The following is a 25,571-nucleotide window of genomic DNA, read 5'->3' on the forward strand; positions in this document are numbered from 1 at the left end:
GAGAAGGAACCGCCTGCGCGGCCACGGTTCTGGTAAAAGCTGCTACTTCGCCCTGCTCGCCGCGCGCTGCAGCGCGCGCATGACCATGATGCCGCCGACATGGATGCGGTACTCGGCCGGGCCGCGCGCGTCGGACGCCGGTTGCATGATCGCGCGTGCCGCCGTCGCGGCAGCCTTCAGCGCCGCCTCGTCGAGCGTGGTGCCGATCACGGCATTCGCCGCATCGGTCGCCAGCAGCGGCGTCTCGTGCAGATTGGTCAGCGAAATGACGCAGTTCGCGACCTTACCGCCGGCCATGGTCAGCACGACGCCTGCCGCCGCGGTCGCATAATCACCGACCTTGCGCTTCAGCTTCTCATAGGCGTAGCCGTGCCCCGCCGGCGGCACGGGAATGCTCACCCCGGTCAGGATCTCCCCGGGCTCAAGCGCCGTGAAATACGCCCCCTGATAAAACTCCCGCGCGGCCACTTCGCGGGCGCCGTTCGGGCCTTCGAGCCGGTACGTCGCATCCAGCGCCAGCATCAGCGCCGGCATGTCATTGCCGGGATCGCCATTGGCGACATTGCCGCCGAGCGTGCCGCGATAGCGCACCTGCGGATCGGCGATCAGCAGCGCGGTCTCGTGCAGGATCGGCAACGCCTCACCGATCTCCGAGGACGCCAGCAGCTCGGCCTGCGTCGTCATGGCGCCGATCGCGATGCGGTCGCCGTCGCGACAGATGCCCTTGAGGCCGGCGATGCCGTGCAGGTCGATGAGATGCGCCGGGGTCGCCAGCCGCAGCTTCATCATCGGCAGCAGGCTGTGGCCGCCGGCGAGCGGACGCGCCTCGTCGCCGAGATCGGCGAGCAGCTTGATCGCATCGCCGACGCTCGCGGGCCGGTGGTAGTCGAACGGACCAGGAATCATCTCGTTTCCCTTCCCTCATTCTGGCCTGCCTTCCCGGCTTGGCCGTTTGCGTCGATGCGGCGAACGTTCGTGCTGCAGGAGCGAAGTGTGAACGCCAGCGGATCGCGAATTGGGCGGGAGAGTCGATCGGGATCGCCGGCCGCGCAACGAAGCGGGCACAGAGAGCGATGAATTCGCACGAACGGCGGATGATCGCGCACGAATTGCGTCAGTCGACACGACCTAATCGCGCGAATGACGGCTGCTCGGGATGCACGACGGCGCAGCGGCGTGTGATGCTGGAGATATCAGACGATGTGCATTGCGAAGGAGACTGCGCCGGATGCTGCAGGCGCGAAACGACTCGCCGAGATCACGCCGGCCGCCGCAACCCGAGCCGCGCCTTGACCTCGGCGACTTTGGCGCGGCTCACCGGCACGCGCGGCTTGGACGGGCCGTCGAGCTCGATGATCGCGCCCTCGCCTTCCTTGCCGACGAAGGTCACATGCTCGATCGCGACGATGTGACTGCGGTGGACGCGGATGAAGCGGCCGGGATCGAGCTGCGCCTCGGCCTCGGAGATCGACCACGGGCACATCCGCTCGCGGGTGCCGTCATGCACCCTGGTGTAGTGCGCATCGGCGCGTACGCTGCGGACGTCGCCGGCATCGATGAAATGGGTGCCGTTTGCGCCTTCGAGCGGCAGCCGCGCTGCCGCGATGCGCGGCGGCTGGCCGATGCCCCCGAGCGGCGCGGCCTTGATGCGTGCGGGTGGAGCGCTTTCGAGCGCGTCGGGAGGAGCCACCGCAACGGGTTGCGCCACAGGAGTGACCGGCTCCGGCGCAAGGTCAGGGGCAGTGATGGGGGGAGCCGTGGCCGGCTCCGCTGTACGGCGCGGGTCCGGCACCAGCGACAGCAGGAAGCCGGCGGCGACCACGAAGCACAGCACGGCCACGACGATCGCCAGCACCTGCGGCGACGCAGCAAGCCCCGCGGCGGCATGCTGATGGCCCTCGCCGGCCGGCACGACATGCATGCCGAGCATCGCCGTGTAATGCATGCCGGAGACGGCGATGCCGAACGCGAGCGCGCTGATGGCCAGCCGCAGGCCGTCCTGCCGCGCCAGGAAGATGCGCAAGCCGCCGTAAGCGGCGACGATCGCGATGGCGACCGACAGCGCCACAAGCAAGGGATCATGCGTCAGCCCGAAGCGGCCGGCGAGGCCGTGCATGCCAACATAGTGCATGCTGGCGATGCCGGCGCCGAGCAGCAGCGCCGAGGGCACCACGCGCTGCGGCGAAGCATCGCCGATGCTGACGAAGAACAGGGAGACGCCGACCACCAGCGCGCAGATCAGGAAGGAGATGATGGTCGGCAGCACCAGATAGACGGCATCGGCGGGCAACGGCGCGGCCATCATGCCCACGAAATGCATGGTCCAGATGCCGACCGCGAGAATGCCCGCGGCCCCGGACAGCAGCACGCGCGGACTCGCCCCCGGCCCGCTGCGGATGCGGGCAGTGAGACTGAATCCGGTATAGCCACCCAGGCTCGCGATCACGACCGAGAGCGCGACGAGATAAGGATCGTATCCTTCGATCATCCTTGCCGGCCGCCCGTCGCCACGGGCCAGCCTCCTCCCGGAAGAGGTTTTACAGGGGGCGAGCGGGGGATGACAACACAAGGCGGGGAGCGCGAGAGGGCGTGATGTCGCTGGGTTGCGAGCGGGTGTAGGCGCCACCTCCCGGTCCTCGGCGAAATTGGGATTCGAGCTCCCGCCGCAACGGCAGTGTGCTCCCCTCCCCCTTGCGGGGAGGGGTCGGGGGTGGGGGTCCACGCATTCCGCTCACACTGATGAGCCTCGACTGCGGGAAAGTATCTTGGCGGGGGTGCGTCTCCTCATGGACTTCAGCGCCCGGAGACCCCCACCCCCAACCCCTCCCCGCAAGGGGGAGGGGAGTTCACCGCCGTCGCGGCGGGAGTTCGGCCTTCAAACACTGAAGCATGTGTGGCCGGCTTTCACCGGCCACACATCGTCAGTGCTAGATGATCCCCGCCGCCACCTGGCTGCGCAGGCGCTCCAGGCTGAGCAGGGTCTCCGCGCAGGCCGTGGCCACCTCGACGCCCTTGGTCGCGAAGTGCTTCCGGAAGAAATCGAAATGCGCCTGCGTCTCGTGGAATTGCTGCGGCGTCAGCACCGCGGAGAACACCGGCACCTCGGTGCGCAGTTGCACGTCCATCAGCGCCTTGATGACGGTGTCGGCGACGAACTCGTGCCGATAGATGCCGCCGTCGACGACGAGGCCGGCCGCGACGATCGCGGTGTAGCGCCGCGTCTTGGCGAGCAGCTGCGCATGCAGCGGGATTTCGAACGAGCCCGGCACCTCGAAGATGTCGACGCGGTCGCGGGCGATGTGGCGTGCCTCGATCTCGTCGAGGAACGCCGTGCGGCATTCGGCGACGACGTCGCGGTGCCAAGCCGATTGCACGAAGGCCACCCGCTGCGGCTTGGTGAAGCGGGGATGCGAGGGTGCCGGAGGCTGGTCCTCAGGCGGAGATGCCACCGGCGTGTCCGCCGGCGAAGCGGCTTCGGTCGCGATATCGGTGGGAGTGTCGGTAGCGGTGGTGTCGATGGAGTCTTGCAACATCTGATTCATGGTTGTCCTCGTTGAGAGACCAGAATCAGGGCACACGGAACGACGACGCCCCCACGCGGAACGCGCGGGGTGCCGGGACCCGTTCTCTTTCATCCGGACTGTGACCGTCGGCTTCGGAGTCGCACCGAATCTGCTGACCCTTCTCCGTTCGGCGCGATCCGGAGAACGGGATTCTCCAAACCTGACCTTGCCGAGAAGGCGCTCGCGGGCTCGCGCTCTCGACCGAGACCGCTTACCGCCGGTGGGGAATTTCACCCCGCCCTGAGAACATGAGCCGCCCGGATGGACGGCCCGGAGGAACTATGCAGGCCCCCGGCAGCGGCGGCAAGGCCTCACGCCCGCGGCCGGCGAAGCCCCGCCATGCAGCGTCCTGCGGCCTTTTCCGCGGCCAAATTGGCCCGAACGGGCGGTTTGCGGCGAATCCGATTCCGTTTTGTTCTCAAAACGGCATGATTCCACAGGCTGGACAGGAGTTGTGGACGAAGCGGTGTTTCGCTGTGGACGGACTCGCCCCCCCGTTGCGCAGATTCCGCAAATCACATCAGTTTGTCCTCGCACGCCCGGGGTACCTCCGGGGCTGCAAGCCGGGTCGCGATGCGCCGTGAGGGCGTGGGCCGGGTCGCCGCGTAAGTACCAACGAGATCAAGAAGACGAGGTCGAGACGGCATGTCCCTGCTCGAAAGCACTATCGATTCCGGAAATCATCCGTTGAGCGTCGTCGAGAACATCGCCGCCGACAACAACTGGATGTTCGAGCGTTCCGGCGAGGACGAGATCACGATCGCCTCCAAGGGGCAGTGGACCGACTACCAGATCTCCTTCACCTGGATGGCCGAGATCGAGGCGCTGCATCTGGCCTGCGCCTTCGACATGAAGATTCCGGAAGCCCGCCGCGCCGAGGTGCAGCGGCTGATCGCCGCCATCAACGAGCAGCTCTGGCTCGGCCATTTCGACATCTGGACCCACACCGGCATGGTGATGCACCGCCAGGCGCTGGTGCTGCCCGGCGGCATCACGGCCTCGGGCCCGCAATGCGAAAGCATGCTGGCCGGCGCCATCCACGCCTGCGAGCGCTATTTCCCGGCGTTCCAGTTCGTCGTCTGGGCCGGCAAGTCGACCCAGGACGCGATGGCGGCGGCGCTGTTCGATACGGAAGGCGAGGCGTAAGCCGCCGGCGCCTCGACATATTCGGTGTCGTCCCGGCCTTGAGCCGGGACCCCTGCGCGAGCGCCTTCGGCGCTCGTCGCAAGCCGCGTGATGCCCATGTCGCCCGCGATGCTTGTCGCTCTGCCCTCGCTCCACTAGAACCGCCTGTGGTTATGGATCCCGGCTCAAGGCCGGGACGACAGCTTTTGTGCGGTGACTCTCGTGGGCAACAACGAACTCCAACACACCACCGGCACAATCGTGCTGGCCGGCGCCGGCAAGATGGGCGGCGCGATGCTGACCGGCTGGCTGGCCGGCGGGCTCGATCCGAAGCGCGTCGTCGTCATCGAGCCGATGCCGTCGGCGGAGATCACCGCGCTCGTGGCCCGCGGCGTCCGGCTCAATCCGGCGACCAGCGCGCCGGCCGAAGTCGTCATCACAGCCGTCAAGCCGCAGATGTTCGCCGAGGCCGGGCCGGCGCTGAAGCCGTGGGTCGGCGATGCCACGCTGGTGCTGTCGATCATGGCCGGCACCACGATCGCGAGCCTTCAGAACACGCTCGGCGGAGCCGTGGTGCGCGCGATGCCGAACACGCCGGCCGCGATCGGCCGCGGCATCACCGTGGCCGTGCCCGCCGCCAATGTCAGCGCCGCGCAGCGCGCGCTCACCGACGCGCTGCTGCGCGCCACCGGCGCGGTGGAATGGGTCGACGACGAGGCGCTGATGGATGCGGTGACCGCGGTCTCCGGCTCGGGCCCCGCCTATGTCTTCCTGCTGGCCGAGGAACTCGCCCGCGCCGGCGTCGCCGCCGGCCTGCCCGAGGCGCTCGCCACGACCTTGGCGCGCGCCACCGTGTCGGGCGCCGGCGAGCTGCTGCGCCAGTCGGAGCTGCCGTCCGCCACCTTGCGCCAGAACGTCACCTCGCCCGGCGGCACCACGGCAGCGGCCTTGTCAGTGCTAATGGCTGCGGACGGCTTTCAGCCGCTGCTGACCAAGGCGGTGGCCGCCGCGACCGCGCGCTCCAAGGAGCTCGCCAAGTAACTTTGACGATAACTGACAAGCTCAGCGCGACGGCGTCGGCGGACCGCCGTGCTGCTGCCGCCATTGCAGGAACTGCTTGAACAGCGCGCTGCGCTCGGCCGGATCGTTCGACACCTGTCCGCCGCTTTGGCGCACGAAGTTCTCGAACTGCTGCTGCTGGACGTCGGCGACTTGCGGCCGCGGCACCATGTTGCGCGCCACCAGCCAGTCGTCCGCCGCCTTGAAGCGCTTCCACCCGGGGATGGTCGCGACGATGCTCGACTCCCGCCATTTCGGATGCCGCGGCGGCTTCATGAACTCATCGTAGTTGGCGAAGAACGCCTCGACGAAGCGGGCGACCTTGCGATAGCGCTCGGTATTTTCAGGCCAGTTGTAGCTGACCAGCAGCATGCCGATCGCCACCGTCTCGATGGTCTCGCCGGGATTGAGCAGGTTCGGATACTCCTCCGATGACAGCGTGGTCGGCAGATAGAGATCCTGCAATCGGCGGTCATAGGGGATCGTCACCAGGTGCAGCGCGCGATTGTCGTTGCGGATGTTGCGGGCGAGCTGGAACACCTTGCCGGTCGAGACGATGTAGGCGTCGGCCTCGCCGTCGATCAGCTTCTGGATCGATTTCGCATCGTCGGTCGCGTAGTCGAACGATGCGGTGAGGCCGAGCCGGTTGAAGATCACGCGCGCGGAATAGAAGCCGACATCGGTCGGCGCGATCACGCGCTTGCCGTTGAGATCGGCAATCGAGCGGATCGAGGAGCGCGCGATGACGTGGATCTCATTGTGATAGAGCCGCGCGATGTAGCGGAATTGCGAGGTGATGTCGGGAATGCCGTATTGCAGGCGATAAAACTCGGGCACGTCGGCGGCGACCGCGCCCATGTCGATGCTCTTCAGGAAGAGGATGTCGGAGACGTTGCGCACCGGTCCCTTGCCGAGCACCGGCAGCACCCGGACATTGGTCTGGTCGTCGAGCACGCGCGCCATGTCCGACCCGAACACCGAGGTCGCGCCGCCGGCCGGCGCGGTGATGATAGTGACGGTGCCGTCGTTGACGTCGTTCGGGTTCGGCAGCCGCCAGACGTCCGGCCCGCTGCCGGGCGCGGGCGACAGCGACGCCGGCAGGCCGGCGGGACGCGGCGGCGCCGGAGCGTTGGCCGCATTGGGCTTGGCCGGCGCCGGCGATACCGGCACGATGACCGATCGGGTTGCGGCCGGGCGCTGCGGCTGCGCCTGGGCGGGCGGCGGCTGCTGTTGAAATTGCGGCCACACCTGCGCGGGCGCCTGGCTCATCAAGAGTCCGGATGCCAGCCCGGCGAGCGCGATGAGCGAAGCTGCCTTCGAGACGATGGACATAGCGCAACGGCCTCCTGCACCATCGCGATGCGCCGCAGCGTTCTCGACCGGTCCGGAGCTTTCACCGCGCGGCTTGCCCGGCCTTGGGCATGCGACGGGCGACCGCGGCCTCGGCTGAGACCTCGCGACAACCAACTTCGCGATGCGGAGCGCGCCGGGCCAAATTGCCACGATCGGCTCCGATCGAGTTCCCTAGTTGTCGAATCGGATTCGATGGATTTGCGGCGGCGAACGGGATTTTGTATGACGACGTGCATATAAGCCGGACCTCGCAGTCCGGCTGTGGCTTCAGCGCAACGCCATGACGTCAGGCCGCCAGCCGGTGTTGCCGCCGTGCCAGGATCAGCAGCGTCACCACGATCGCGAGGTTCAGCGCATTCCAGGCGATGCCGTTGGCGAAGGCCGCGGCGTAGGAACCGGTGGCGTCGAAGATCACGCCCGACACCCAGCCGCCGAACGACATGCCGAACACCGAGGCGAAGATGACGATGCCGACCCGGGTGGCGGCCTCGCGCGCCGGCATCGCCTCGCGGACGATGATGGCGTAGCTCGGGACGATGCCGCCCTGGAACAGGCCGAACATGCCGGAGATCAGATAGAGCGAGGTCAGGCCGTCGAAGAACAGATAGAACAGCAGCGCAAAGCCCTGCGCCAGCGAGCCGATCAGGAGCGTGCGCATGCCGCCGACGCGGTCGGCGAGGAAGCCGGAGCCGATCCGGCTGACGATGCCGAGCGCCATCATCAGGGACAGCATCTGCGCGCCGACGGCGACGCCATAGCCGAGGTCGCCGCAATAGGCGACGATGTGCACCTGCGGCATCGCCATCGCGACGCAACAGGCGATCGCGGCGACGCTGAGCAGCACGGTCAGCGCGTTGGTGGAGATCGGCAGGCTCAATTGCGGTGGCGGAGCCTGGCTGTGGTCATGCGCGCCGGCGCCGCCCATCCGCGCGCGCAGCACCAGCAGCAGCGCCGACATCGTCACCGCGCAGAAGATGCCGAGCGCGACATGGGTGGCGCGCCAGCCGATCTGCTGAACGCCGTAGTTCACCAGCGGCGGCCACACCGTGCCGGCGACATAATTGCCGGAGGCGACGATGGTAACGGCCAGCCCGCGATAGCGCTCGAACCAGTGCGACGCCTCGGCCATCAGCGGCGCGAAGGTCACGGAGGAGCCGAGCCCGATCAGGAAATACACCGCCTGGAACTGCCACAGGGTCACCGAGGCGCCGGCGAGCAGATAGGCCGCGGCGGTCGTGGCGATCGACAAGGCCATCGCGGTGACGATGCCGAACCGATCGGTGATGCGGCCGACGATGACGCCGCCGAGACCGAAGCCGAACATTGTCAGCGTATAGGCCAGCGAGACCGCGCCGCGGCTCGCGGCATATTCGGCCTGCACCGTCGGCAGCACGACGACCACGGTCCACATGCCGGCGCCGCCGATGGAACCGATGACGAGCGCAAGCGCCAGCCGCGCCCAGGCCTGGCGCGAGTCCGGTGTGAAGTGAGGCGCTTCCTCGAATCTAGTCTGGGGTCCGTGCACGATGGCCGCAACTTCGTCGCCGCATGCCACGGGGTCAAGCCGCATTGCTGCGGCACGGCCCATGCAGAAGCAGTGCAACAAAGCGGGCCTTGGAGCATTCCAGCGCACGTCCTCTCATGATCTGCCGTGCAGTACGATGTGATGAGCGATGCGAGAGCGACGTCGTGAATTTGAGTGCGAGCTCGTGCGCAGTGCACGGTGCGCTCCCTCTCCCCGTCCTTCACGGGGAGAGGGTTGGGGTGAGGGGCGGCCACACCCACCGACCGTGCGGAAAGCCCCCCTCACCCGGATTGCATCTTCGATGCAATCCGACCTCTCCCCGCAAGCGGGGCGAGGTTAAGCACCGCGCGCGGGGCCACCTATCCACGACATCACCGAGATGACATCAACGGCGATTGTCCTCCCCTCTTTGCCCCCCAGCACCTCCTGCGCTACAATGCTTTCCACACGGAGCGATTTGCGCGCGGATGTCGTTGGGCCTGACACGGAACATGCTGATGGTGGCGGGGCGGTTGCTCGTTCTCGCCTACCTCGTCTGCGTGCTCAGCCCGGGGGTGGCGCTCGCGCTCAGCCGCAGCGCGGCGCCGTGTCTCGATGAGGCGTCCATTGCCGTCGCAGTCTCGCATCATCCCACCGCGCAGCATGAGAGCAGCGATGCCGCGATGATGCCGCCGGCGCACGCGCATCACCACCATGCCGCCAACGCGAGCCCTCAGCCACAGCCTGACCCGGGTCCCTCGCACCACGACCACGGCAAGCTGCCCGGTCCCTGCTGCGCCATGATGTGCGCGGTCGGCCTGACCGCCGCATTGCCGGCCGTGACCCTGCCCTCGCCGGTCGTCACTGCCAGCGAGACCGTCGGCGAAACCAGCCTGCCCGGCCGCACGCCGCCGCTGCTGTACCGGCCCCCCATCGTCCTGATCTGAGCGAACCACGCCGGCGGCGGTGCGCCTCGCGCGCGCGGCTGCTCGCGAGTCATCGACGGATCGAAGGACATCTCATGTTGCCGCAACCAAAGGCGACGCCCGCAGCCGCGGCGCGGCGCAGCCTGCCATTCTCCTATCTCCCGATTGCCGCCGCACTGGTCGCCGCGACGGCACTCGCCGCCTGCCAGCCGCGCACAGTTGCGCTGTCGGGGGCAGACCCCGCCGATCCCTCAGCGCGCGTGGCGCCGGTGCGGACCTCGGCCGTGGTCGCGCCCTACACGCCGCTGCGGCCTGCTGCACCGACACGTTGGGGCCAGCGCGACCCGCGCTCCGAGCCGAGCCGTTAGGAGCGCCCGATGCAGTGGATCAAACGGCTCATGGCCCTGGGCCTGGCCGCGACGGCACTCGCCGGCTGCGCCTCGTTCTCGCCCGACGGCGGCATGGGCGTCGTCGCCGACATCACCGGGCGCACGACGGCCAAGGAGGTCGCCTCGGTGCGAACCGAGGACGACGCCGCGCGCGTCCGCGAGGCCACGCGGAAACTGCTGGCGCGGCCGCTGTCGGCCGATGCCGCGGTGCAGGTCGCGCTGTTCAACAACAAGGGCCTGCAGGCCGCCTTCCATCAGCTCGCGCTGAGCGAGGCCGATGCGGTCGAGGCCAGCCTGCCGCCCAACCCGACGTTTTCGCTGATGCGCATCAGCGGCGACGGTGCGTTCGAGGCCGAGCGCCAGGTCGCCGGCGATATCCTGGCGCTCGCCACCCTGCCGCTGCGCTCGGAGATCGCGCGCGAGCGCTTCCATCAGGCGCAGCTCAGGGCGGCACTGGCGACGCTGCGGCTCGCCGCCGAGGTCCGCCGCGCCTACGTGCGCGTCGTCGCCACCAACGAGCTGGTGGGACTTCTCGTCGAGGCACAATCCGCCGCGGAAGCCACCGCAAAGCTGGCCGCGAAGCTCGGCGAGACCGGCGCGCTGAACCGTCTCGACCAGGCCCGTGAGCAGGTGTTCTACGCCGAGACCACCGCCGAGCTCGCCACCGCACGCCGTGTCGCGGGCAGCGCGCGCGAGCGGTTGATCCGGCTGATGGGATTGTGGGGCGACGATCTCGACTTCCGCCTGCCCAACAAGCTGCCCGCGCTGCCGCGCAAGCCGCTGACCGAGCCGTTCGTCGAGCGCGACGCGGTGGCGCATCGCATCGACCTGCAGATCGCGCGGCTCGAGCTCACGGCGCTCGCGACCTCGCTGCGGCTCAGCGACGCCACGCGCTTCGTCACCTTGCTCGACCTCGCCGGCCTCGAGCGCAAGACGGGAGAGCCGGACGGCCGCGTCATTCGCGAGCGCGGCTACGATGTGCAATTCCAGATCCCGATCTTCGACGGCGGCGAGGTGCGGGTACGGCAGGCGGCGGAGACCTACAACATCGCCTTCAACCGCCTGACCGAGCGCGCCGTCACGGTCCGCTCGGAAGCACGCGACGCCTATCGCAGCTATCGCGCCGCATTCGACATCGCCGGCCACTACGCCCGCGAAGTGCTGCCGCTGCGGAACATCATCAGTGAAGAGATGCAGCTGCGCTATTCGAGCATGCAGGTCGACATCTTCGCGCTGCTGCTCGAGGCGCGGCAGCGCCTGGCCTCACGCCGCGCCGCGATCGATGCGGTCAGGGACTTCTTCCTGGCCGAGGCCGAACTGTCAGCCGCCGTCAACGGCGGCGTGGCGGCGGCCGAGGATGGCACGCAACAGACCGCGAGCACGCTCGCGCCGAGCAACGACTGACAGGAGAGCCCACATGTTGTCACGCCGAACCCTGCTCGGCTCCGCGGCGCTGGCCGGCGCCTCCGCCGTGTCAGGCCGCGTCCAGGCCGCCGCGATCCCCGAAGCGCCGACCATGGAGAAGGCCGTGATGCAGCCGCCGCTGCGTCCCACGGCGGGACCGGACTATCAGCCCGTGGTCACGCTCAATGGCTGGTCGCTGCCGTTCCGCATGAACGGCGATTGGAAGGAATTCCATCTCGTTGCCGAACCGGTCACGCGCGAGTTCGCGCCGGGCATGACGACGCATCTCTGGGGCTATAACGGCCAGTCGCCAGGCCCCACCATCGAGGCCGTCGAGGGCGACAAGCTCCGGATCTTCGTCACCAACAAGCTGCCGGAATACACCACCGTGCATTGGCATGGCGTGATCCTGCCCTGCGGCATGGACGGCGTCGGCGGCCTGACCCAGCCGCACATCAAGCCCGGCAAGACCTTCGTCTACGAGTTCGAGATGAAGCATGCCGGCACCTTCATGTATCACCCGCACGCCGACGAGATGGTGCAGATGGCGATGGGCATGATGGGCATGATCGTCGTGCATCCGCGCGGAGCCCAGCCGCCGCCCGTCGACCGGGACTTCGTGTTCGTGATGTCGACCTATCGCATCGAGCCCGGCAGCTACATGCCGAAGGTCAACGAGATGACCGACTTCAACATGTGGACCTGGAACGCGCGGGTGTTTCCCGGCATCGACCCGCTGCCGGTGCGGCTCGGCGACAAGGTGCGCATCCGCATCGGCAACCTCACCATGACCAACCATCCGATCCATCTGCACGGCCACAAGTTCAAGGTGACCGGCACCGATGGCGGCTGGCTTCCGGAAGCGGCGCAATTTCCGGAGACCACCACCGACGTACCCGTCGGCGCGGTGCGCGTGCTCGACTTCGTCGCCGACAATCCCGGCGACTGGGCGTTCCACTGCCACAAGTCGCACCACACGATGAATGCGATGGGCCACGACATGCGCAACCTGATCGGCGTGTCGCGCAAGGAGCTGGCCGCCGCCGTCGGCAAGCTCGCACCGGAGGGCATGGTGATGGGCCACACCGGCATGGCGATGGGCACCATGGAGATGCCGGCGCCGGACAACACGCTGCCGATGATGACCGGCACCGGCCAGTTCGGCCCGATCGAAATGGGCGGCATGTTCACCACGGTGAAGGTGCGCGAGGGGCTGGCGCGCGACGACTATCGCGATCCCGGCCCTTATCAGTTTCCGCAAGGCACCGTCGCCTACGAAGTCGCGAGCGCGCCGGAGGCCGTGCGGCGGAGCGACAGTGCGAAAACACGGACGCGCGCGCAGCGCTGAGGCTGCGATCAACCGCGACACACAGACGACAATCAGGAGCTCTGGATGAAGATTGCGATTTCACTGGCCATGGCCGCCACCGCGCTGCTCGTCGTACCGGCGCATGGGCATGAGCAGCACGGCACGCCCGCCTACTCCGCAGGCGAGCCCGGCGATCCCAAGCAGCCGTCGCGCACCATCGAGGTGCTGCTCAGCGAGATGGAGTTCACGCCGGCGCGCATCGAGGTCAAGCGCGGCGAGCAGATCCGCTTCGTGCTGCGCAACACCGGCAAGGAGGATCACGAATTCCTGCTCGCCACGAGACGCGAGAACCTGAAGCATGCCGCCGTCATGAAGAAGCATCCGCACATGGAGCACGACGAGCCGAACGGCGCGCGTCTCGCCCCGGGCAAGGCCGCCGAACTGCTGTGGCGCTTCAGCAAACGCGGCACGTTCGAATACTCCTGCCTGATCCCCGACCATCGCGAATTCGGCATGACCGGCCATGTCACCGTCAAGTAACGCAGCCCGGATGAGCGCAGCGCTTCAACCAAGCCCACGAGCCCGTAGGGCGGATGAGCGTGAGCGTCATCCGCCCCGCCCCCCCGCGCTTGGCGATATGGCGGATGACGCTGCGCTCATCCGCTTTACGCACCGTTTCAACCAACGAGAAGGAACCACATCATGAGAGCTTATCGTCACCTCACGACCGCTGCGCTGCTTGTTGCTCTCATCACTCCCGCCATTGCGGCCGACGCGATCAGCGGTGACGTCAAGAAGATCGACGAGGCGAATAGCAAGATCACGCTGCATCACGGCCCGGCCAAGAGCCTCGGCATGGACGAGGCCATGACCATGGTCTACCGCGTCAAGGACGCCGCCATGCTGAAAGGCTTGAAGACCGGCGACAAGGTGAAGTTCGAAGCGCAGGAGGACGCGTCGGGCTACACGGTGACGAAGATCGAGAAGGGGAAGTAGCACGTCGGCGCTACGTTTGCGGTCTCCGTAGGACCGCATACTCTCTCCGCGTCATTCCGGGGCGCGCGCAGCGCGAGTCCGGAATCCATACCCACGACCATCTGCCGTGGCACGAGATCCAGGCCACGCCTGATCTCCACACTCATCGCGGCCTGCGGCTATGGATTCCGGGCTCATTCACGCGCGCTGATGCGCGCGCGAATGCCCCGGAATGACGCAGGGCAATCGCATGTGGCGATCGCCGTTTTGTGCTCGTCTCTCTCCATCGTCATGGCCGGGCTTGTCCCGGCCATCCACGTCGGCCGGCATGCTGAGAACGATTTGGATGCCCGGGACAAGCCCGGGCATGACGGAGTAACTAACTTGCAGGATCGTTCGTCGCGACAGCCTGGAATTTCCACACGCGATTGCCCAGCGGAATGACGCGCGGATGGGTGGTGCAGGGTCGCAACCAGCTGGGTGAGGCGGCGAAACTGACTAGGCCGCCCGCACCGAGTTCAGGAAGCGCGCGACCTCCTGCTTGAGGCGGCTGCTCTGGCCGCCGAGCGACTTGGCGGCGGCGAGCACGTTCGAGGAGGCCGAGCCGGTCTCGTTGGCGCCCTGGCGCACGCTGGAGATGTTGGCGGAGACTTCCTCGGTGCCGTGCGCGGCCTGCTGCACGTTGCGGGAAATCTCCCGCGTCGCCGAGCTCTGCTCCTCGACCGCGGAGGCGATCGCGGCGGCGATCTCCGACATCCGCGCGATGGTCTCGCCGATGTCCTTGATCGCGCCGACCGACTCCTGGGTCGCGCCCTGGATGCTGCCGATCTGCTGGCCGATCTCGCCGGTCGCCTTCGCCGTCTGCTCCGCCAGCGCCTTGACCTCGGAGGCCACGACGGCGAAGCCGCGGCCGGCCTCGCCGGCGCGTGCCGCCTCGATCGTGGCGTTCAGCGCCAGCAGATTGGTCTGGCCTGCGATCGCATTGATCAGCTCGACGACGTCGCCGATCCGCGCCGCCGCCTTGGCGAGCTCGCCGACGCGGTCGTTGGTCCGCCGCGCCTGCTCCATGGCGTCGCTCGCGATCTGCGCCGAGATCTTGACCTGGCGGCTGATCTCGTCGACCGAGGTCGTCATTTCCTCGGTCGCCGCCGCCACCGAATGCACGTTGGTCGAGGCCTCCTCGGACGCGCCGGCGACCACCGTGGCAAGCTCCAGCGAGCGTCCGGCGGTCGTGGTCAGCGCGTCGGCCGCATGTTCGAGATCGGTCGTGGCCGAGGCGACCACCTCGATCACCTCGCCGATCGCAGCCTCGAACTCGCGGGTGAAGGTCTCGACACGCTGGCCGCGCTCGATCTTGGCCTGAGCTTCGGCATTGGCCGCGCGCTCGGCGGCCTTCTTCTCCAGCAGCGCCTCCTTGAAGGTCTGCAGCGAGGCGGCCATCGCGCTGATCTCGTCGTCGTGGCGGCTCGTGGGAATGGCGATGTCGTCATGGCCTGTCGCCATCTCGCCGATCACCCCGGTGAGCGCGATGACCGGCGCGATGACCCGGCGGCGCAGCAGAAGCGTGACGCCGACCAGCAGCGCCAGCAGCACGGCGACCACGACGCAGCCGATGATCAGCATCAGCCGTGCGCTGTCGCGCGCCGCCGTGGCGCGGTCGCGGGCCTCGGCAATGGTCGCGTCGCGCAGCACGAAGAACTTCTCGATCGCCGGCACCACCGTCTCGGCGAGCTGGTCGGCATTGATCGTGTAGTTGGCGTCGCCCAGGCCGGTGGCGATCTCGCGGTCGACGACCGGATTGGCGCGGCCGAAATAGGCGTCGTTGGCCTCCTTCAGCGCGGTCGCGAGCCGCGGCGGATTGCCGAGCTGCTGGACGCCGGATTGCAGGCGGTCGCGATTGCTCTCGATGCGGCCGAGGCCGCGATCCATCGTGGCCTTTTCAGGGAGCGTCACCTGCCGGCGCGCACTGATCGCGGGCGACAGCGCGGCCGCACGGCCGCCCGCGGCGATGCGCAGATCCTGCGCCGTCCGCGCAACGCTCAACAAGGGTGTCAACGAGGCGTCGTTGGCGGCGACGCGGTCGGCGAGACCGTCCAGGATCGGATCGATCATCGCGGCCACCTGGGTGACGCCCGGCAGGAATCCCTTCACCGCGTTCTGGTCGCGACCGCTCAGCGGGCGCGTCAGGATCGGATCGGTCGCGGCGCGGATGTCGTTGAGCTTGGATCCGGCCTGCGCGAAACTGTCGGTGATGGATCTGGACTCGGCGAGCTCGCCGAGCGCGGCCTTCGCCTTCTCGAAGCTCGTATCCCCCAATTGCCTGATCTTCGCGATGGCGGCGAGCTGCGGCTCGGTGGCGGGCGCTTCCTGGAACAGCGGCGTGATGTAGGGCGCGCGGTGCCCGACCACATGCTGGCCGTAACTCAGCACGGCGCCGAACGCCTCGACCGACCGGATCGCCTCGTTGCGATCGACATAGGTCCGATATTGCCCGAACACGTTCTGCGCGGCGGGCACGAGCGCCAGGGCTGTCACCGACAGCATCGAGACCGCAAACAATCGACCGATCTTCATCGCAGAGGCGTCCATCCATGTTTTGATTTTGACTGAATGTGCACGACGCTCCCTAAGCCTTGCTTAAGTGGAACCGCTCCCGTAATTTTACGGGGGAGCGCCCCGCGGCGCCCGATCATGATCCGCACTTCGACGACCTCGTACGCATTTCAACCCCGTCTCGCCAGATCGCCCTGCGAGGGCGTCTGAGAAAAGGTGCGAATGACTGCCGAAGACGCCCCATTTGTCAGCATCGAAATTCTTTCGTCGTTTACCAGCGCCGAGACGGAGGAGCACAGACGTCAGGAGCTGCTGTTTGGACCGGCGTTTGCGAAGATCGTGGCTCTCATGATGCATTGTGCGTCCCACATGCACCTGCCCTTGGGCGATCTGCCATTGCTCATCGTGACCCCGTTGTTGGCGGGGCAGGTCGCGCTCGTCCAGGCGATGCGCGAGGACGAGAGCGCTCCATCGCCTTACGGCGTAGCCCTTTGGGCGAAGGTGTCTGCAGACGTCGATCGCCGGCTTTCCGAGGACAAGACCGGCTCGTTACGCCTGGCTCCGGACGAGTGGCAATCGGGTGATATCCTCTGGATCATCGATGTGTTCGGTTACCCGCAAATCGTGCCGCCTTTCCTCGAGGAATTCGTCGCCACGCACTTCCCGGGGCAACATCCGAAAATGCGGGTAATCGGCAAACAAGGCGTGGCGCGGGTGCTGTTCGTCGGGCTGGACGACATCGAGATGGAGCCGCCGTCGTGAGCGAATCCGGACATGCATGGGTCCAGCCGCAATTCACGGCAACGCTGATACTCGAACGTCACGTGACGCTCTCGTTCCGCCAATTGCAGGACGAGATAAAACGTCTTGCGCCCGACCAGGATCTCGGAGACTGGACTGGTCCGATTGCCGATCCCAGCGCCGACCTCGGCGTCGAGATGCTGACCCTCGGCGACGAGAAACTGTCGGTTCTCGTCGTCGATGCTCCCGCACCAGCGGCGATTTTGCGGCCGGGCCCGTTCCCGACCTTTCTATGGCCGAATGCCGAACAAGAGGCGGAGCACCACAAGGCCCATATCATCGTTCTCGGTCTGGAAAACCCGATCGATCGGACGGCTGCGCTGGCAAAGGCGCGCGCCGTGACGCTCGTGACGGTCGCCATCGCGCGGCTCGTGCCCGCCCTTGGCGTGAGCTGGGCCGACAGCGCCAATCTGGTGCATGCGGCCGGTCTACTCAAGATGACCGAGACTATCGGACGTCCCGGCGCCAATGCGGTCCCGTTCTGGGTCCGCATCATGCTGGCAAACGGCGAGTCCGGGCCGCGGGGCGAAGCGACCCTGAAGGCGGGGACGACGGGATTGCGGATCTTCGGATTGCGGGAGTTGGAATATGCAGCAACCCCGCTCGAACCGGGCGACCTCGTTCAACAGGCCTGGTCGACCGCGGAGTATCTTCTGACATCCGGAAAACGTCTGGCCGACGGAGAAACCATCGGCGTCGAGGGACAGACGAGATTTTGCATCTCGCATGCCGATACGGGCGAGTTCGTCGCATTCCCAATCGCCCGCCTGACGGCAACAAACGACGTGTGAAAACCCGGTTCGCGCCGGTCCCAGTTAGCTTGAGGACAAGCTCGACAGGACACCTGGTTTCTCGCGACAAAGTCACGGCCTTGAGCGAATGGCATTCGATCCCGCCGTCGCGGACCCGCCCGGGGACCGGGCAGGTCGCCGTGCCGCCTTGCTTGATGCGAGGCGGGCATGTCGGCTTTGGGAGAGCATGGAGATAGACGTCCGAGCCGCCAACGATGCCCCCTGCCCGCTTTGCGCAAGGGCGACGCTAAGATGAATAGATGTGATTCAACTCGGGATAATCGAAGGGTATTTCATCGCCGCCGAGCGTTTCGATCCACTCGGCAAGAGCAACGAACTGGACAATTCGGCCCGACGATCCTGCAGCCTCCGATGTCTGAGCCCCCGACGTCTCAGCCTCCGATGTCCCAATCGGCTCGGCTTCTCCCACCCTGGCGCCTCCTGGTGAGCCGCACTCTGCAAAGCGCCAATCGAGCCGGGGCGCAACGCCGACCAGCGATGGCAGGCCGCTGTCCGGATCGACGCGATAGACAGGCCCCCCATTGTCCATCGAACGTGATAGTGCGATCAGATGGCCGCGCTCGTCGGACGACAGGATGAGCGTGTCCGGAGCTGCGCTCTCGCTGCCCAGATATTCGGAAAGCTTCGCACGAACCCCGCCTTTCAACACCTCCTGCAATAAACCCATGGCTTCGTGAAGCTGGCGTGGCGCGTTCGCAAGAGACTTTGCCGAGCTCTCGAAATAGACGCCGTTTTCCCAGAGCCATCCGTCGACGAAAGCTGCGAGCCAGTTTTCATCGCCGCAGGCGTCGTTGAACCGATGCGGACTCGTCGCAATCGCGACGGCCTTGCCGAGGCGGGACAGGCGCTCGAAGAGCAGTTTCAGGAGATCGCCCAGGCGCTCACGGGCCTCGTCCGCCGGCATGAGCGGCGTCTGGTACCACCACCTCACATGCCGCGCCACATCGGCGGGACTCCGCAGGTTTGGAACGTAAGACATAGGGATTGGGGAAAAAACGGGTGGATCGAGTTGACCTGGCCAAGCGTCGAACCAGACCTTGGGTACGTCCGTGGCAGGCTCCAGGCCCGCGTCATTCACGATGAAATAAGCTTGCTGCTTTGAGGACGCGCTCCTGACACCGAAATAACAGGACTGATTGCCGATCAGCAGGAACATTTCTGCGTCCGCCTGCGCTGACTGATCTGTCGACGGCTTGTCCGGCCGCAACAGGCTCGCACTCAGCCGATCCCATCCGGCCTTTCTCAGCGCAATCGCCTGCTGTTCGAACGAAGCCTGGTACTTCGGGGCGATCGGTTCCTTGCGGCCGCCGATTTCGTAGGCTCCGGTGGACCAGGCCCGCGAACCGAATTGCAGGCGGAACATGCCAAATTGCGACGCATGCGGAAGCGATGAGCGATATTGGTACCAGCCGATGATGACTGGCGTGATTGGACTCACGAGCCAGGGCTCCGCCGCCGCTCTCAGCAGCTTATGCAATTCAATTCTGTCCGCGCTCGGCAGCTCTGTCATTTGGGATATTGTCCAGAGAACGGGACCAATATGTCGCCGAGGAGTGGAATGCGGCCGAAGTTGGCAGTGATGATTCCTTCCGCCACCCAGGAGGCGTCGAAGATGACGTCTTTTCGGCCCGGCGCATGGATGGCGCGCGGTGGTCCAAGCAAGCGACGCACCAGCGAGGGTCCAAAGTTGTTCATCAAGATGGCGCGTCCGAAATCTTCGTGTCCCTGCACGAACGGCGTTGCCGCGGTGAGGATTCCCAGCACCTGACGTACGAGCGTGTCGTCCAGCAAGCCCAGCTTGTCACATGCCTCGCTGATGACATCCTGGTCATCCGGTTCGCGCCATCGCACGCGAGACGGCCGTTGAGCCGTCGTCATCCAGTCGGCCAAAGTGGGGACTGATCCGAGGTCCTGGCGCACATGCTCGCGCACAATGTCCGCGCAATCGGCTCGTTCCGGAAAGGCCCGCTCCGTCAGTACGACGCCGAGATCGCTGTTGTGCAGCACGATCCGGTGCCGAAGATCGGGACACGCCGTCTTGGTCGAGTCGACGAACTCGTGGATCGACAGATCATCGAGCCAATCTGCGCCGCGCGGGCGCGCCGTCAATTCCGCATGCCGCCAGGGCTGCATGCTCGCTCCTTATGAGAGACAGCCAGACCGAGCATTCCTCGCTGGCGTCCGCTGTAACCGCTTCTCACCGTATCGGCGCCGAACCGACCGGGCAAGCTCCGCGGCGGGAGCCCATGGCCAGCATATGACGATCCTGCCGCAAGTGATCCTGTGGTCTCGGCTGAATTCGACGGCATCGCCGGCCATGCGGGTGGAAAGCTGGAGAATATTCTCCGCGACAGCGCCAGATTCATCTTTCTTTTTTTCGGAAATCATGTATATCTCTTCCCGTCCTGCTTCCGCCGGAGGGGCGTGTCGCGACCGTCACGAGACGTGGGAGGTGGGATGCGATGGGCGCAGCGAATCGCAGCGTGGCTTCGTGCCGCGCGGACGAACGGTTCGTTGCGCACGGCGAAGTCGTGCGGTCCTGATACCCCGACGCTGGTATCAACGCGGCGCAGTGCCAACGCATTGCGCCGGGGATGGCGGCCAACAAGCCCGGCGCGCCAGGGAGACCACGTATAAGCCGTTCCGACCGTCGCGCGGGGAAGGCCGGGTGTTTCCGGCCAGACCTGTGGTGACTGCCGCCTGCTTTTGATGCTGCAGGCGGGCCATGGGCGCGGCCAGCGCCCGGCCTTCCCCGCGCCCTCCTTTCGAGGGCGAGACATGAAGCACAGCTCGGGCGCCACGCGCCGCGAGATCAAGATGGCACGTCTGGTGACATCAGAGATCATCCCATGCCGCCGCGCCGTCCTCAGCTCCGCTTCTCCCGGCCCTGCGGGCCCCCCATTAACCATTTGCTAACCATGCGCGCGGCAAGATTTGCCGCGTCGCGCTGCGCGTGGCCGGTCGTCGGACAACCGATCCGAGGCGTCCGGGTCCGTGCGGCCACGGGCTCGACCGGCGGCCGCGGCGTGCTTTGCTCGTGCGTCGGCGGCACGCCGGAGCCAGCCGTCACTGTCAGCCCGGAGAATGAGCCCTTGAGCACCGTCGGTTCGCGCGCCTTCCAGAAGGCGCGGCAGGAGAAGAAGCAGAAGAAGCTCATCGAGACGCAGCTGACGGCCGCCTACACCGCCTATCGCGCCGGCCGCCATGCGGACACGCAGGCGGCGTGCGCCAAGCTGCTGCAGGAGGTGCCGGACTGCTTCGAAGGCATGCACCTGATGGGCATCTCGCTGGTGTCGGCCGCGCGCTTCGGCGAGGCGACCGTGTTCCTGAAGGAAGCCGTCAAGCTCGAGCCCAATTCGGCGGATGCGCAGTCCAATCTCGGCTGGGCCCTGATTAATTGCCAGCTTTTCGAGGAGGCGCTCGCCCCGATCGAGCGATCGCTGGCGCTGCGGCCGAACGCGCCGATCACCTTGCGCAACCACGCCATCGCGCTGCTGCGGCTGAAGCGGGGCGAGGCCTCGATCGCGGCGGCGACCCGCGCGCTCGAGCTCAATCCCAACGACGCCGACTGCTGGTGCAACCGCGCCGTCGCCGAGCTGATGCTGCGGCGCTGGGATGCGTCCGCCGCCAGCGCCGAGCGCGCGCTGGCGCTCAACCCGAACCATTTCGAGGCGACGGTCAACAAGGGCCTCGCCCATCTCGAGCTGCACCATTACGAGGTGGCGGAGGCGGCGTTCAATGCGGCGCTCGCGGCGCAGCCGCGGCATGCCGAGCTGCTCGCGCATCGCGGCCGGCTCTACATGGTCTCGGGCCGCACCGCTGAAGCCGAAGCCGATTTCGACCGTGCCGTCACGCTCGATCCGCAGTTGCAGGTCGGCTGGCAGGGCAAGGCGCAGATCTGCATGCTCAAGGGCAACGTCGCGCAGGCGATTGCCGCCTGCAAGCGCGTGCTCGACACCAACCCGACCGCGCAGGTCGCGCTGACCCTGCTCGGCGCCTGCCGCGGCCGGCTCGGCGATGTCGAAGGCGCGATCGCGCAGTTCGACCAGGCGCTCGCGGTGCAGCCCGATTACGACGAGGCGATCACCAAGAAGATCTTCTATCTCGACTTCCTGCCCGGCGCCGATTTCGCGGTCCAGCAGATGGCGCGGCAATATTGGTGGATGGCGGTCGGCTCGAAATTCAAGCGCCGCACGCTTCCGCCGCGCGCGCTCAATCCCGACCGGCGCATCGTCGTCGGCTACGTCTCGGCCGACTTCCGCACGCATTCGGCGGCGTTCGCCTTCCTGCCCGTGCTGCGCGGCCACGACAAGACGCAGGTCCAGGTCAACTGCTACTCGACCTCGCGGCAGCACGATGCCTATACCGCGACCTTCCAGTCGATTGCCGACGTCTGGGTGGACGCCGCGACCCTCTCCGACGACGAGCTCGCCGACCGCATCCAGGCCGACGGCGTCGACATCCTGGTCGATCTCTCCGGCTACACCACGGGCATGCGCATGCCGGTGTTCGCCCGCAAGCCGGCGCCGATCCAGGTGACCGCGTGGGGCAGCGGCACCGGCACCGGCCTTGCCACGATGGACTACTTCTTTGCCGATCCGGTCACGGTGCCTGCGAATGTGCGGCCGCTGTTCGCCGAGCACGTCTACGATCTGCCGTCGGTCATCACCATCGATCCGGTGCTCGACGTGCCGCCCGCGCCGCTGCCGATGCTGCGGAACGGCCATGTCACCTTCGGCGTCTACAATCGCATCGACAAGATCTCCGACGCGGCGATCGCGCTCTGGGCGCGGCTGCTGGCGGAAGTCGCGGACGCGAAACTGGTGATCAAGCATCTTGCGCTCAACGATCCCGCGGTGCGCGACGGCCTCATCGCCCGCTTCGTCGCCCAGGGCGTGCCGGACGCGCGCCTCGTGTGCCTCGGCGCCAGCGAGCGCGTCGAGCATCTCAAATCCTACGGGCACATCGACATCTCGCTCGATCCGTTCCCGCAGAACGGCGGCATCTCGACCTTCGAGTCGCTCTACATGGGCGTGCCGGTCGTTGCCAAGCTCGGCACCGCCGCGGCCTCCCGCGCGGCCGGCGGCATCCTGACCGCGGCCGGGCTCGCCGACTGGGTCGCCGAGGATGATGACGGCTACATCCGCATCGCCAAGACCTTCGCCGCCCAGCCCGAGCTGTTGTCGAAGCTGCGCGCCGAACTGCCCGGCATGGTCGCGCGCTCGCCGGCCGGCGACGTCGCCCACTACACGCGCTGCGTCGAGGCCGGCTACCGACAGTTCTGGCGCGACTACTGCGCCGGCGCCGCCGCTCCGCGGCGCAGCTAGGCGCGTTGGCCTGCGGCAGCAACGCGTCGCGCGTCAGCTCGACCCGCTCAGCCGCAGCACGCGAATACCCGTGGCTACCGGGTTCCAGGGATGGAACTCATAAGTTCCCAGGGCTCTCATCTCAGGCCTCTGCCGCGCCGTCCGCTCGGACGTGCGCCGCTGTCGAACTATCAGCGCCTCTCGCGACCACAACCCTAGGACGCGGTCATTTTGGCCGAGCGAGCTCCGACAGGCTCGTCATCGCGGCTCATCCACACGAAGACCTCGACGCAACTCCGCCGCAGCAAGGGCGAAAATACGGATGTGGCATTTTGGTGGCGAATTGGCGCGCGCTTCGCGGCACCGGGTCAACCAACCGGAGAGTAGTAGACGGCCAGCGACAGGCGCGCGCATAATCGCGCAGCAAATGAGCCGCAAATGATGGGTCACCAAGCGGCCGTAGGCGGGGGACATCAAGGTATGCGGGTTGCGTTGTTGAGTTGCGTCGTTGCGGCCGGAATGAGTCTGGCCGCGGGGGTTATGCCGGCTGCCGCGCAGACGGCGCGAGCCGCCAAGCCTACGGCGGCGACGGCCACCGCCGTCGGCGAAGGCGGCAAGCTGCAGGAGTCCAATGAGTGGACGGTCGGCATCGCCGGCGGCCTGCTCGAAGGCACCAACATCCGCTTCGCCGCGGAGATGGCCAAGGTGCTCGACGACCGGCCGAACCTGCGCGTGCTGCCGATGGTGACCTATGGCGCGCTCGGCAACATCGAGGATTTGCTGTATCTGCGCGGCGTCGACGTCACGATCACCTCGGCCGACGTGCTCGACGAATTCGTGCGCAACGGCACGCTCGCCAACATCAAGAACCGCATCCGCTACATCTGCTCGTTCTACATCAACGAGATGCACGTCTATGTCCGCCCCGAGATCAAATCGCTCGAGGAGCTCGCCGGCAAGAAGGTGTCGTTCAACACCGTCGGCAGCGCGGCGAACCTGACCGGCGGCATCGTGTTCGACCGGCTCAAGATCAATGTCGAAAAGGTGTTCATCAACAATTCGGTGGCGATGGAGAAGATGCGCAACGGCGAGCTCGCCGGCGTCGTCCACGTCACCGGCAAGCCGACCGACCTGTTCGCCAAGTTCAAGCCCGAGCCGGGCTTCCATTTCCTCCCCGTGCCGTTCGCGCGCAGCCTGCAGGACTACTACGTGCCGACCAAGCTGACGTCGCAGGACTATCCCAATCTGCTCAAGCCCGGCGAGACGGTCGAGACCATTGGCGTGCCGCAGGTGCTCGCGGTCTACAACTGGCCGGCGGAGACCGAGCGCTATCGCCGCGTCGCGCGCTTCGTCGACTATCTGTTCAAGCGCTTCGACCAGTTCAAGCAGCCGCCGTTCCATCCGAAGTGGAACGAGATCAGCCTGTCGTCGTCGCTGCCCGGCTGGACGCGCTTCCGCGCCGCGGAGGAGCTGCTCGCCAGCACGCGCCCGCCGGAGGCCGGCAACGTCGCCGTGAAGCAGCAGTTCGACGAGTGGATGAGCACGCGGGCGCCGACCGGCGGCAAGCGGCTGAGCGAGGACGAGACGAGGGTGCTGTTCGAGCAGTTCCGCGACTGGATGAAGCGCGACGGCAATCAGCAGGCGCGGTAGCGCGTGCACGTCGTCCGGCGTTTCGAAAGACGTGGATGCCCGGGACAAGCCCGGGCATGACGGAGCAACTAACTGGCGACGATCGTTCGCCGCGACAGCGTCGCCTCATGCTCCAGCAGCGCTTCGCGCGTCGATGCGCGGCCGAAGGCTCCCGGCGCTGAAGGCCGCAAGCACCTGGAGGTGGGCCTATCACATCGCCCATCGTCACTCCGTGCCCGGCGAAAACTCCTGATCGGCAACGCTGGCGCCGTTCGGCACCTTGATGGCGACGACCGCGCGGTTGAGGGCCTGGTGGCAGGAATTGCAGCCTTCGGTGAGCGCCGCATAGGACTGCTCGAACCGACCGATGTCCTTCTGCTTGATCGCCTGCGCCAGCGCCTCGATCGGCTCCTGGGTCACCGCTGCGTTCATGTCGGCGAACGAGTTGCCGTCGACCAGCGGCTGCGCGCGACTGACGCGGTTGAACGCGCCCTTGAGATTACCGAGCTCATAGGCGCTGAACGCCCAGTTGCCGCTGTGCGCCGCGATCCACAGCCGGACGTGGCGCGGCTGGATGGTCGCGATCATCAGGTCGCTGACAGTCGGCACATAGGCTGGCTGCGGCGGCGCCTCTGCGCTGAGCCCCGGCGCCATTGCAAGCGAGGCAAGCCCGGCAAGGCCTGCGGCCGTCACTGTGAGCCGCACGCCTTGGCGAACCTTCCAGAAGGGCATCTTGCGTTCTCCGAATAAATTTAGAACGCTTCTAAAGAAGGGCCTTGCCCATTGCCAGTCAGTTTGCCTGATTGCAGCAATCAGAAATTCTTGATGGCGCAGGCCGCCAGCCCGCAGCATCCCGAACGCAG

The 25,571-nt window shown here is 66.8% G+C and carries 21 protein-coding genes and 1 riboswitch; of the genes, 12 read left to right on the plus strand and 9 right to left on the minus strand.

Annotation, left to right across the window (positions count from 1 at the left end; translation table 11 throughout):
- Positions 1 to 42: 42 nt before the first annotated feature.
- From ACQR1L_RS24820 to ACQR1L_RS24830, 3 genes are all read right to left on the minus strand, one after another.
- Positions 43 to 906: an FAD binding domain-containing protein gene (locus ACQR1L_RS24820; RefSeq protein ID WP_434860537.1), complete on the minus strand. Its 864-nt coding sequence runs from the start codon at positions 904 to 906 to the stop codon at positions 43 to 45.
- Positions 907 to 1,258: 352 nt separating this feature from the next.
- Positions 1,259 to 2,488, minus strand: a complete 1,230-nt coding sequence (locus ACQR1L_RS24825; RefSeq protein WP_434860538.1) for an MHYT domain-containing protein — start codon at positions 2,486 to 2,488, stop codon at positions 1,259 to 1,261.
- Positions 2,489 to 2,927: 439 nt separating this feature from the next.
- Entirely contained in the window at positions 2,928 to 3,542 is a 615-nt protein-coding gene (locus ACQR1L_RS24830) for a 6,7-dimethyl-8-ribityllumazine synthase (RefSeq protein ID WP_434860539.1), read from the minus strand.
- Between the two features lie 77 nt (positions 3,543 to 3,619).
- Positions 3,620 to 3,815: riboswitch (FMN riboswitch) on the minus strand.
- A gap of 393 nt (positions 3,816 to 4,208) precedes the next feature.
- Between ACQR1L_RS24830 and ACQR1L_RS24835 the strand changes: the two genes are divergently transcribed.
- Positions 4,209 to 4,709, plus strand: coding sequence for a YbjN domain-containing protein (locus ACQR1L_RS24835; RefSeq protein ID WP_434860540.1), 501 nt, complete (start codon positions 4,209 to 4,211; stop codon positions 4,707 to 4,709).
- A gap of 192 nt (positions 4,710 to 4,901) precedes the next feature.
- Positions 4,902 to 5,729: a pyrroline-5-carboxylate reductase gene (gene proC / locus ACQR1L_RS24840; protein ID WP_434860541.1), complete on the plus strand. Its 828-nt coding sequence runs from the start codon at positions 4,902 to 4,904 to the stop codon at positions 5,727 to 5,729.
- Between the two features lie 21 nt (positions 5,730 to 5,750).
- Here proC and ACQR1L_RS24845 read toward each other — a convergent pair whose 3' ends face one another.
- Both ACQR1L_RS24845 and ACQR1L_RS24850 read right to left on the minus strand, forming a co-directional pair.
- A complete protein-coding gene (locus ACQR1L_RS24845) occupies positions 5,751 to 7,079 on the minus strand; it encodes a TAXI family TRAP transporter solute-binding subunit (protein WP_434860542.1) in 1,329 nt (442 codons plus the stop codon).
- 307 nt (positions 7,080 to 7,386) lie between these two features.
- The gene (locus ACQR1L_RS24850) at positions 7,387 to 8,625 is read right to left on the minus strand and encodes an MFS transporter (RefSeq protein ID WP_434860543.1); all 1,239 of its coding nucleotides are present in this window, start codon (positions 8,623 to 8,625) and stop codon (positions 7,387 to 7,389) included.
- Between the two features lie 491 nt (positions 8,626 to 9,116).
- Here ACQR1L_RS24850 and ACQR1L_RS24855 point away from each other — a divergent pair, with 491 nt between their 5' ends.
- The 6 genes from ACQR1L_RS24855 to ACQR1L_RS24880 all read left to right on the plus strand — a co-directional run bounded on the left by ACQR1L_RS24855 (position 9,117) and on the right by ACQR1L_RS24880 (position 13,628).
- On the plus strand, positions 9,117 to 9,551 hold the full coding sequence (locus ACQR1L_RS24855; protein WP_434860544.1) for a hypothetical protein: 435 nt from the start codon (positions 9,117 to 9,119) through the stop codon (positions 9,549 to 9,551).
- Positions 9,552 to 9,625: 74 nt separating this feature from the next.
- Positions 9,626 to 9,898: a hypothetical protein gene (locus ACQR1L_RS24860; RefSeq protein WP_434860545.1), complete on the plus strand. Its 273-nt coding sequence runs from the start codon at positions 9,626 to 9,628 to the stop codon at positions 9,896 to 9,898.
- 9 nt (positions 9,899 to 9,907) lie between these two features.
- A complete protein-coding gene (locus tag ACQR1L_RS24865) occupies positions 9,908 to 11,323 on the plus strand; it encodes a TolC family protein (RefSeq protein WP_434860546.1) in 1,416 nt (471 codons plus the stop codon).
- A gap of 13 nt (positions 11,324 to 11,336) precedes the next feature.
- Positions 11,337 to 12,671 (plus strand): multicopper oxidase family protein, encoded by a 1,335-nt coding sequence (locus tag ACQR1L_RS24870; RefSeq protein WP_434860547.1) that lies wholly within the window; start codon positions 11,337 to 11,339, stop codon positions 12,669 to 12,671.
- Between the two features lie 45 nt (positions 12,672 to 12,716).
- A complete protein-coding gene (locus ACQR1L_RS24875) occupies positions 12,717 to 13,172 on the plus strand; it encodes a cupredoxin domain-containing protein (RefSeq protein WP_434860548.1) in 456 nt (151 codons plus the stop codon).
- Positions 13,173 to 13,334: 162 nt separating this feature from the next.
- Positions 13,335 to 13,628: a copper-binding protein gene (locus ACQR1L_RS24880; protein WP_434860549.1), complete on the plus strand. Its 294-nt coding sequence runs from the start codon at positions 13,335 to 13,337 to the stop codon at positions 13,626 to 13,628.
- 477 nt (positions 13,629 to 14,105) lie between these two features.
- On the opposite strand, the gene ACQR1L_RS24885 is transcribed toward ACQR1L_RS24880, so the two are convergent.
- Complete coding sequence (locus tag ACQR1L_RS24885) at positions 14,106 to 16,181, minus strand: methyl-accepting chemotaxis protein (RefSeq protein WP_434860550.1); 2,076 nt, start codon at positions 16,179 to 16,181, stop codon at positions 14,106 to 14,108.
- A gap of 201 nt (positions 16,182 to 16,382) precedes the next feature.
- Here ACQR1L_RS24885 and ACQR1L_RS24890 point away from each other — a divergent pair, with 201 nt between their 5' ends.
- Positions 16,383 to 16,922: a toxin-activating lysine-acyltransferase gene (locus tag ACQR1L_RS24890; protein ID WP_434860551.1), complete on the plus strand. Its 540-nt coding sequence runs from the start codon at positions 16,383 to 16,385 to the stop codon at positions 16,920 to 16,922.
- Positions 16,919 to 17,752 carry a DUF4261 domain-containing protein gene (locus ACQR1L_RS24895; RefSeq protein WP_434860552.1) on the plus strand — a complete coding sequence of 278 codons (834 nt, stop codon included), beginning with the start codon at positions 16,919 to 16,921 and terminating at the stop codon, positions 17,750 to 17,752. The genes ACQR1L_RS24890 and ACQR1L_RS24895 overlap by 4 nt, the downstream gene beginning before the upstream one ends.
- Before the next feature lie 247 nt (positions 17,753 to 17,999).
- Here ACQR1L_RS24895 and ACQR1L_RS24900 read toward each other — a convergent pair whose 3' ends face one another.
- Positions 18,000 to 19,283 (minus strand): hypothetical protein, encoded by a 1,284-nt coding sequence (locus tag ACQR1L_RS24900; RefSeq protein WP_434860553.1) that lies wholly within the window; start codon positions 19,281 to 19,283, stop codon positions 18,000 to 18,002.
- Positions 19,280 to 19,906, minus strand: a complete 627-nt coding sequence (locus ACQR1L_RS24905) for a DUF6915 family protein (RefSeq protein ID WP_434860554.1) — start codon at positions 19,904 to 19,906, stop codon at positions 19,280 to 19,282. Before ACQR1L_RS24905 ends, ACQR1L_RS24900 begins: the two co-directional genes overlap by 4 nt.
- A 959-nt stretch (positions 19,907 to 20,865) precedes the next feature.
- Between ACQR1L_RS24905 and ACQR1L_RS24910 the strand changes: the two genes are divergently transcribed.
- Entirely contained in the window at positions 20,866 to 23,100 is a 2,235-nt protein-coding gene (locus ACQR1L_RS24910) for a tetratricopeptide repeat protein (RefSeq protein WP_434860555.1), read from the plus strand.
- A gap of 459 nt (positions 23,101 to 23,559) precedes the next feature.
- Positions 23,560 to 24,729, plus strand: coding sequence for a TAXI family TRAP transporter solute-binding subunit (locus ACQR1L_RS24915; protein WP_434860556.1), 1,170 nt, complete (start codon positions 23,560 to 23,562; stop codon positions 24,727 to 24,729).
- A 204-nt stretch (positions 24,730 to 24,933) separates the two neighbouring features.
- Here the strand turns inward: ACQR1L_RS24915 and ACQR1L_RS24920 are convergent, their stop codons facing one another.
- On the minus strand, positions 24,934 to 25,440 hold the full coding sequence (locus ACQR1L_RS24920; RefSeq protein ID WP_434860557.1) for a cytochrome family protein: 507 nt from the start codon (positions 25,438 to 25,440) through the stop codon (positions 24,934 to 24,936).
- Positions 25,441 to 25,571: the final 131 nt, after the last annotated feature.

The organism is Bradyrhizobium sp. HKCCYLR20261 (genome assembly GCF_051168435.1).
Lineage (GTDB): Bacteria > Pseudomonadota > Alphaproteobacteria > Rhizobiales > Xanthobacteraceae > Bradyrhizobium.

Coding starts and splice junctions, on each gene's coding strand:
- ACQR1L_RS24860 (WP_434860545.1), top strand. CDS start 9,626: ATGTTGCCGCAACCAAAGGCGACGCCCGCAGCCGCGGCGCGGCGCAGC.
- ACQR1L_RS24885 (WP_434860550.1), bottom strand. CDS start 16,181: ATGAAGATCGGTCGATTGTTTGCGGTCTCGATGCTGTCGGTGACAGCC.
- ACQR1L_RS24870 (WP_434860547.1), top strand. CDS start 11,337: ATGTTGTCACGCCGAACCCTGCTCGGCTCCGCGGCGCTGGCCGGCGCC.
- ACQR1L_RS24900 (WP_434860553.1), bottom strand. CDS start 19,283: ATGACAGAGCTGCCGAGCGCGGACAGAATTGAATTGCATAAGCTGCTG.
- ACQR1L_RS24825 (WP_434860538.1), bottom strand. CDS start 2,488: ATGATCGAAGGATACGATCCTTATCTCGTCGCGCTCTCGGTCGTGATC.
- ACQR1L_RS24835 (WP_434860540.1), top strand. CDS start 4,209: ATGTCCCTGCTCGAAAGCACTATCGATTCCGGAAATCATCCGTTGAGC.
- ACQR1L_RS24890 (WP_434860551.1), top strand. CDS start 16,383: ATGACTGCCGAAGACGCCCCATTTGTCAGCATCGAAATTCTTTCGTCG.
- ACQR1L_RS24830 (WP_434860539.1), bottom strand. CDS start 3,542: ATGAATCAGATGTTGCAAGACTCCATCGACACCACCGCTACCGACACT.
- ACQR1L_RS24875 (WP_434860548.1), top strand. CDS start 12,717: ATGAAGATTGCGATTTCACTGGCCATGGCCGCCACCGCGCTGCTCGTC.
- ACQR1L_RS24845 (WP_434860542.1), bottom strand. CDS start 7,079: ATGTCCATCGTCTCGAAGGCAGCTTCGCTCATCGCGCTCGCCGGGCTG.
- ACQR1L_RS24855 (WP_434860544.1), top strand. CDS start 9,117: ATGCTGATGGTGGCGGGGCGGTTGCTCGTTCTCGCCTACCTCGTCTGC.
- ACQR1L_RS24915 (WP_434860556.1), top strand. CDS start 23,560: ATGCGGGTTGCGTTGTTGAGTTGCGTCGTTGCGGCCGGAATGAGTCTG.
- ACQR1L_RS24880 (WP_434860549.1), top strand. CDS start 13,335: ATGAGAGCTTATCGTCACCTCACGACCGCTGCGCTGCTTGTTGCTCTC.
- ACQR1L_RS24865 (WP_434860546.1), top strand. CDS start 9,908: ATGCAGTGGATCAAACGGCTCATGGCCCTGGGCCTGGCCGCGACGGCA.
- ACQR1L_RS24820 (WP_434860537.1), bottom strand. CDS start 906: ATGATTCCTGGTCCGTTCGACTACCACCGGCCCGCGAGCGTCGGCGAT.
- ACQR1L_RS24905 (WP_434860554.1), bottom strand. CDS start 19,906: ATGCAGCCCTGGCGGCATGCGGAATTGACGGCGCGCCCGCGCGGCGCA.
- ACQR1L_RS24920 (WP_434860557.1), bottom strand. CDS start 25,440: ATGCCCTTCTGGAAGGTTCGCCAAGGCGTGCGGCTCACAGTGACGGCC.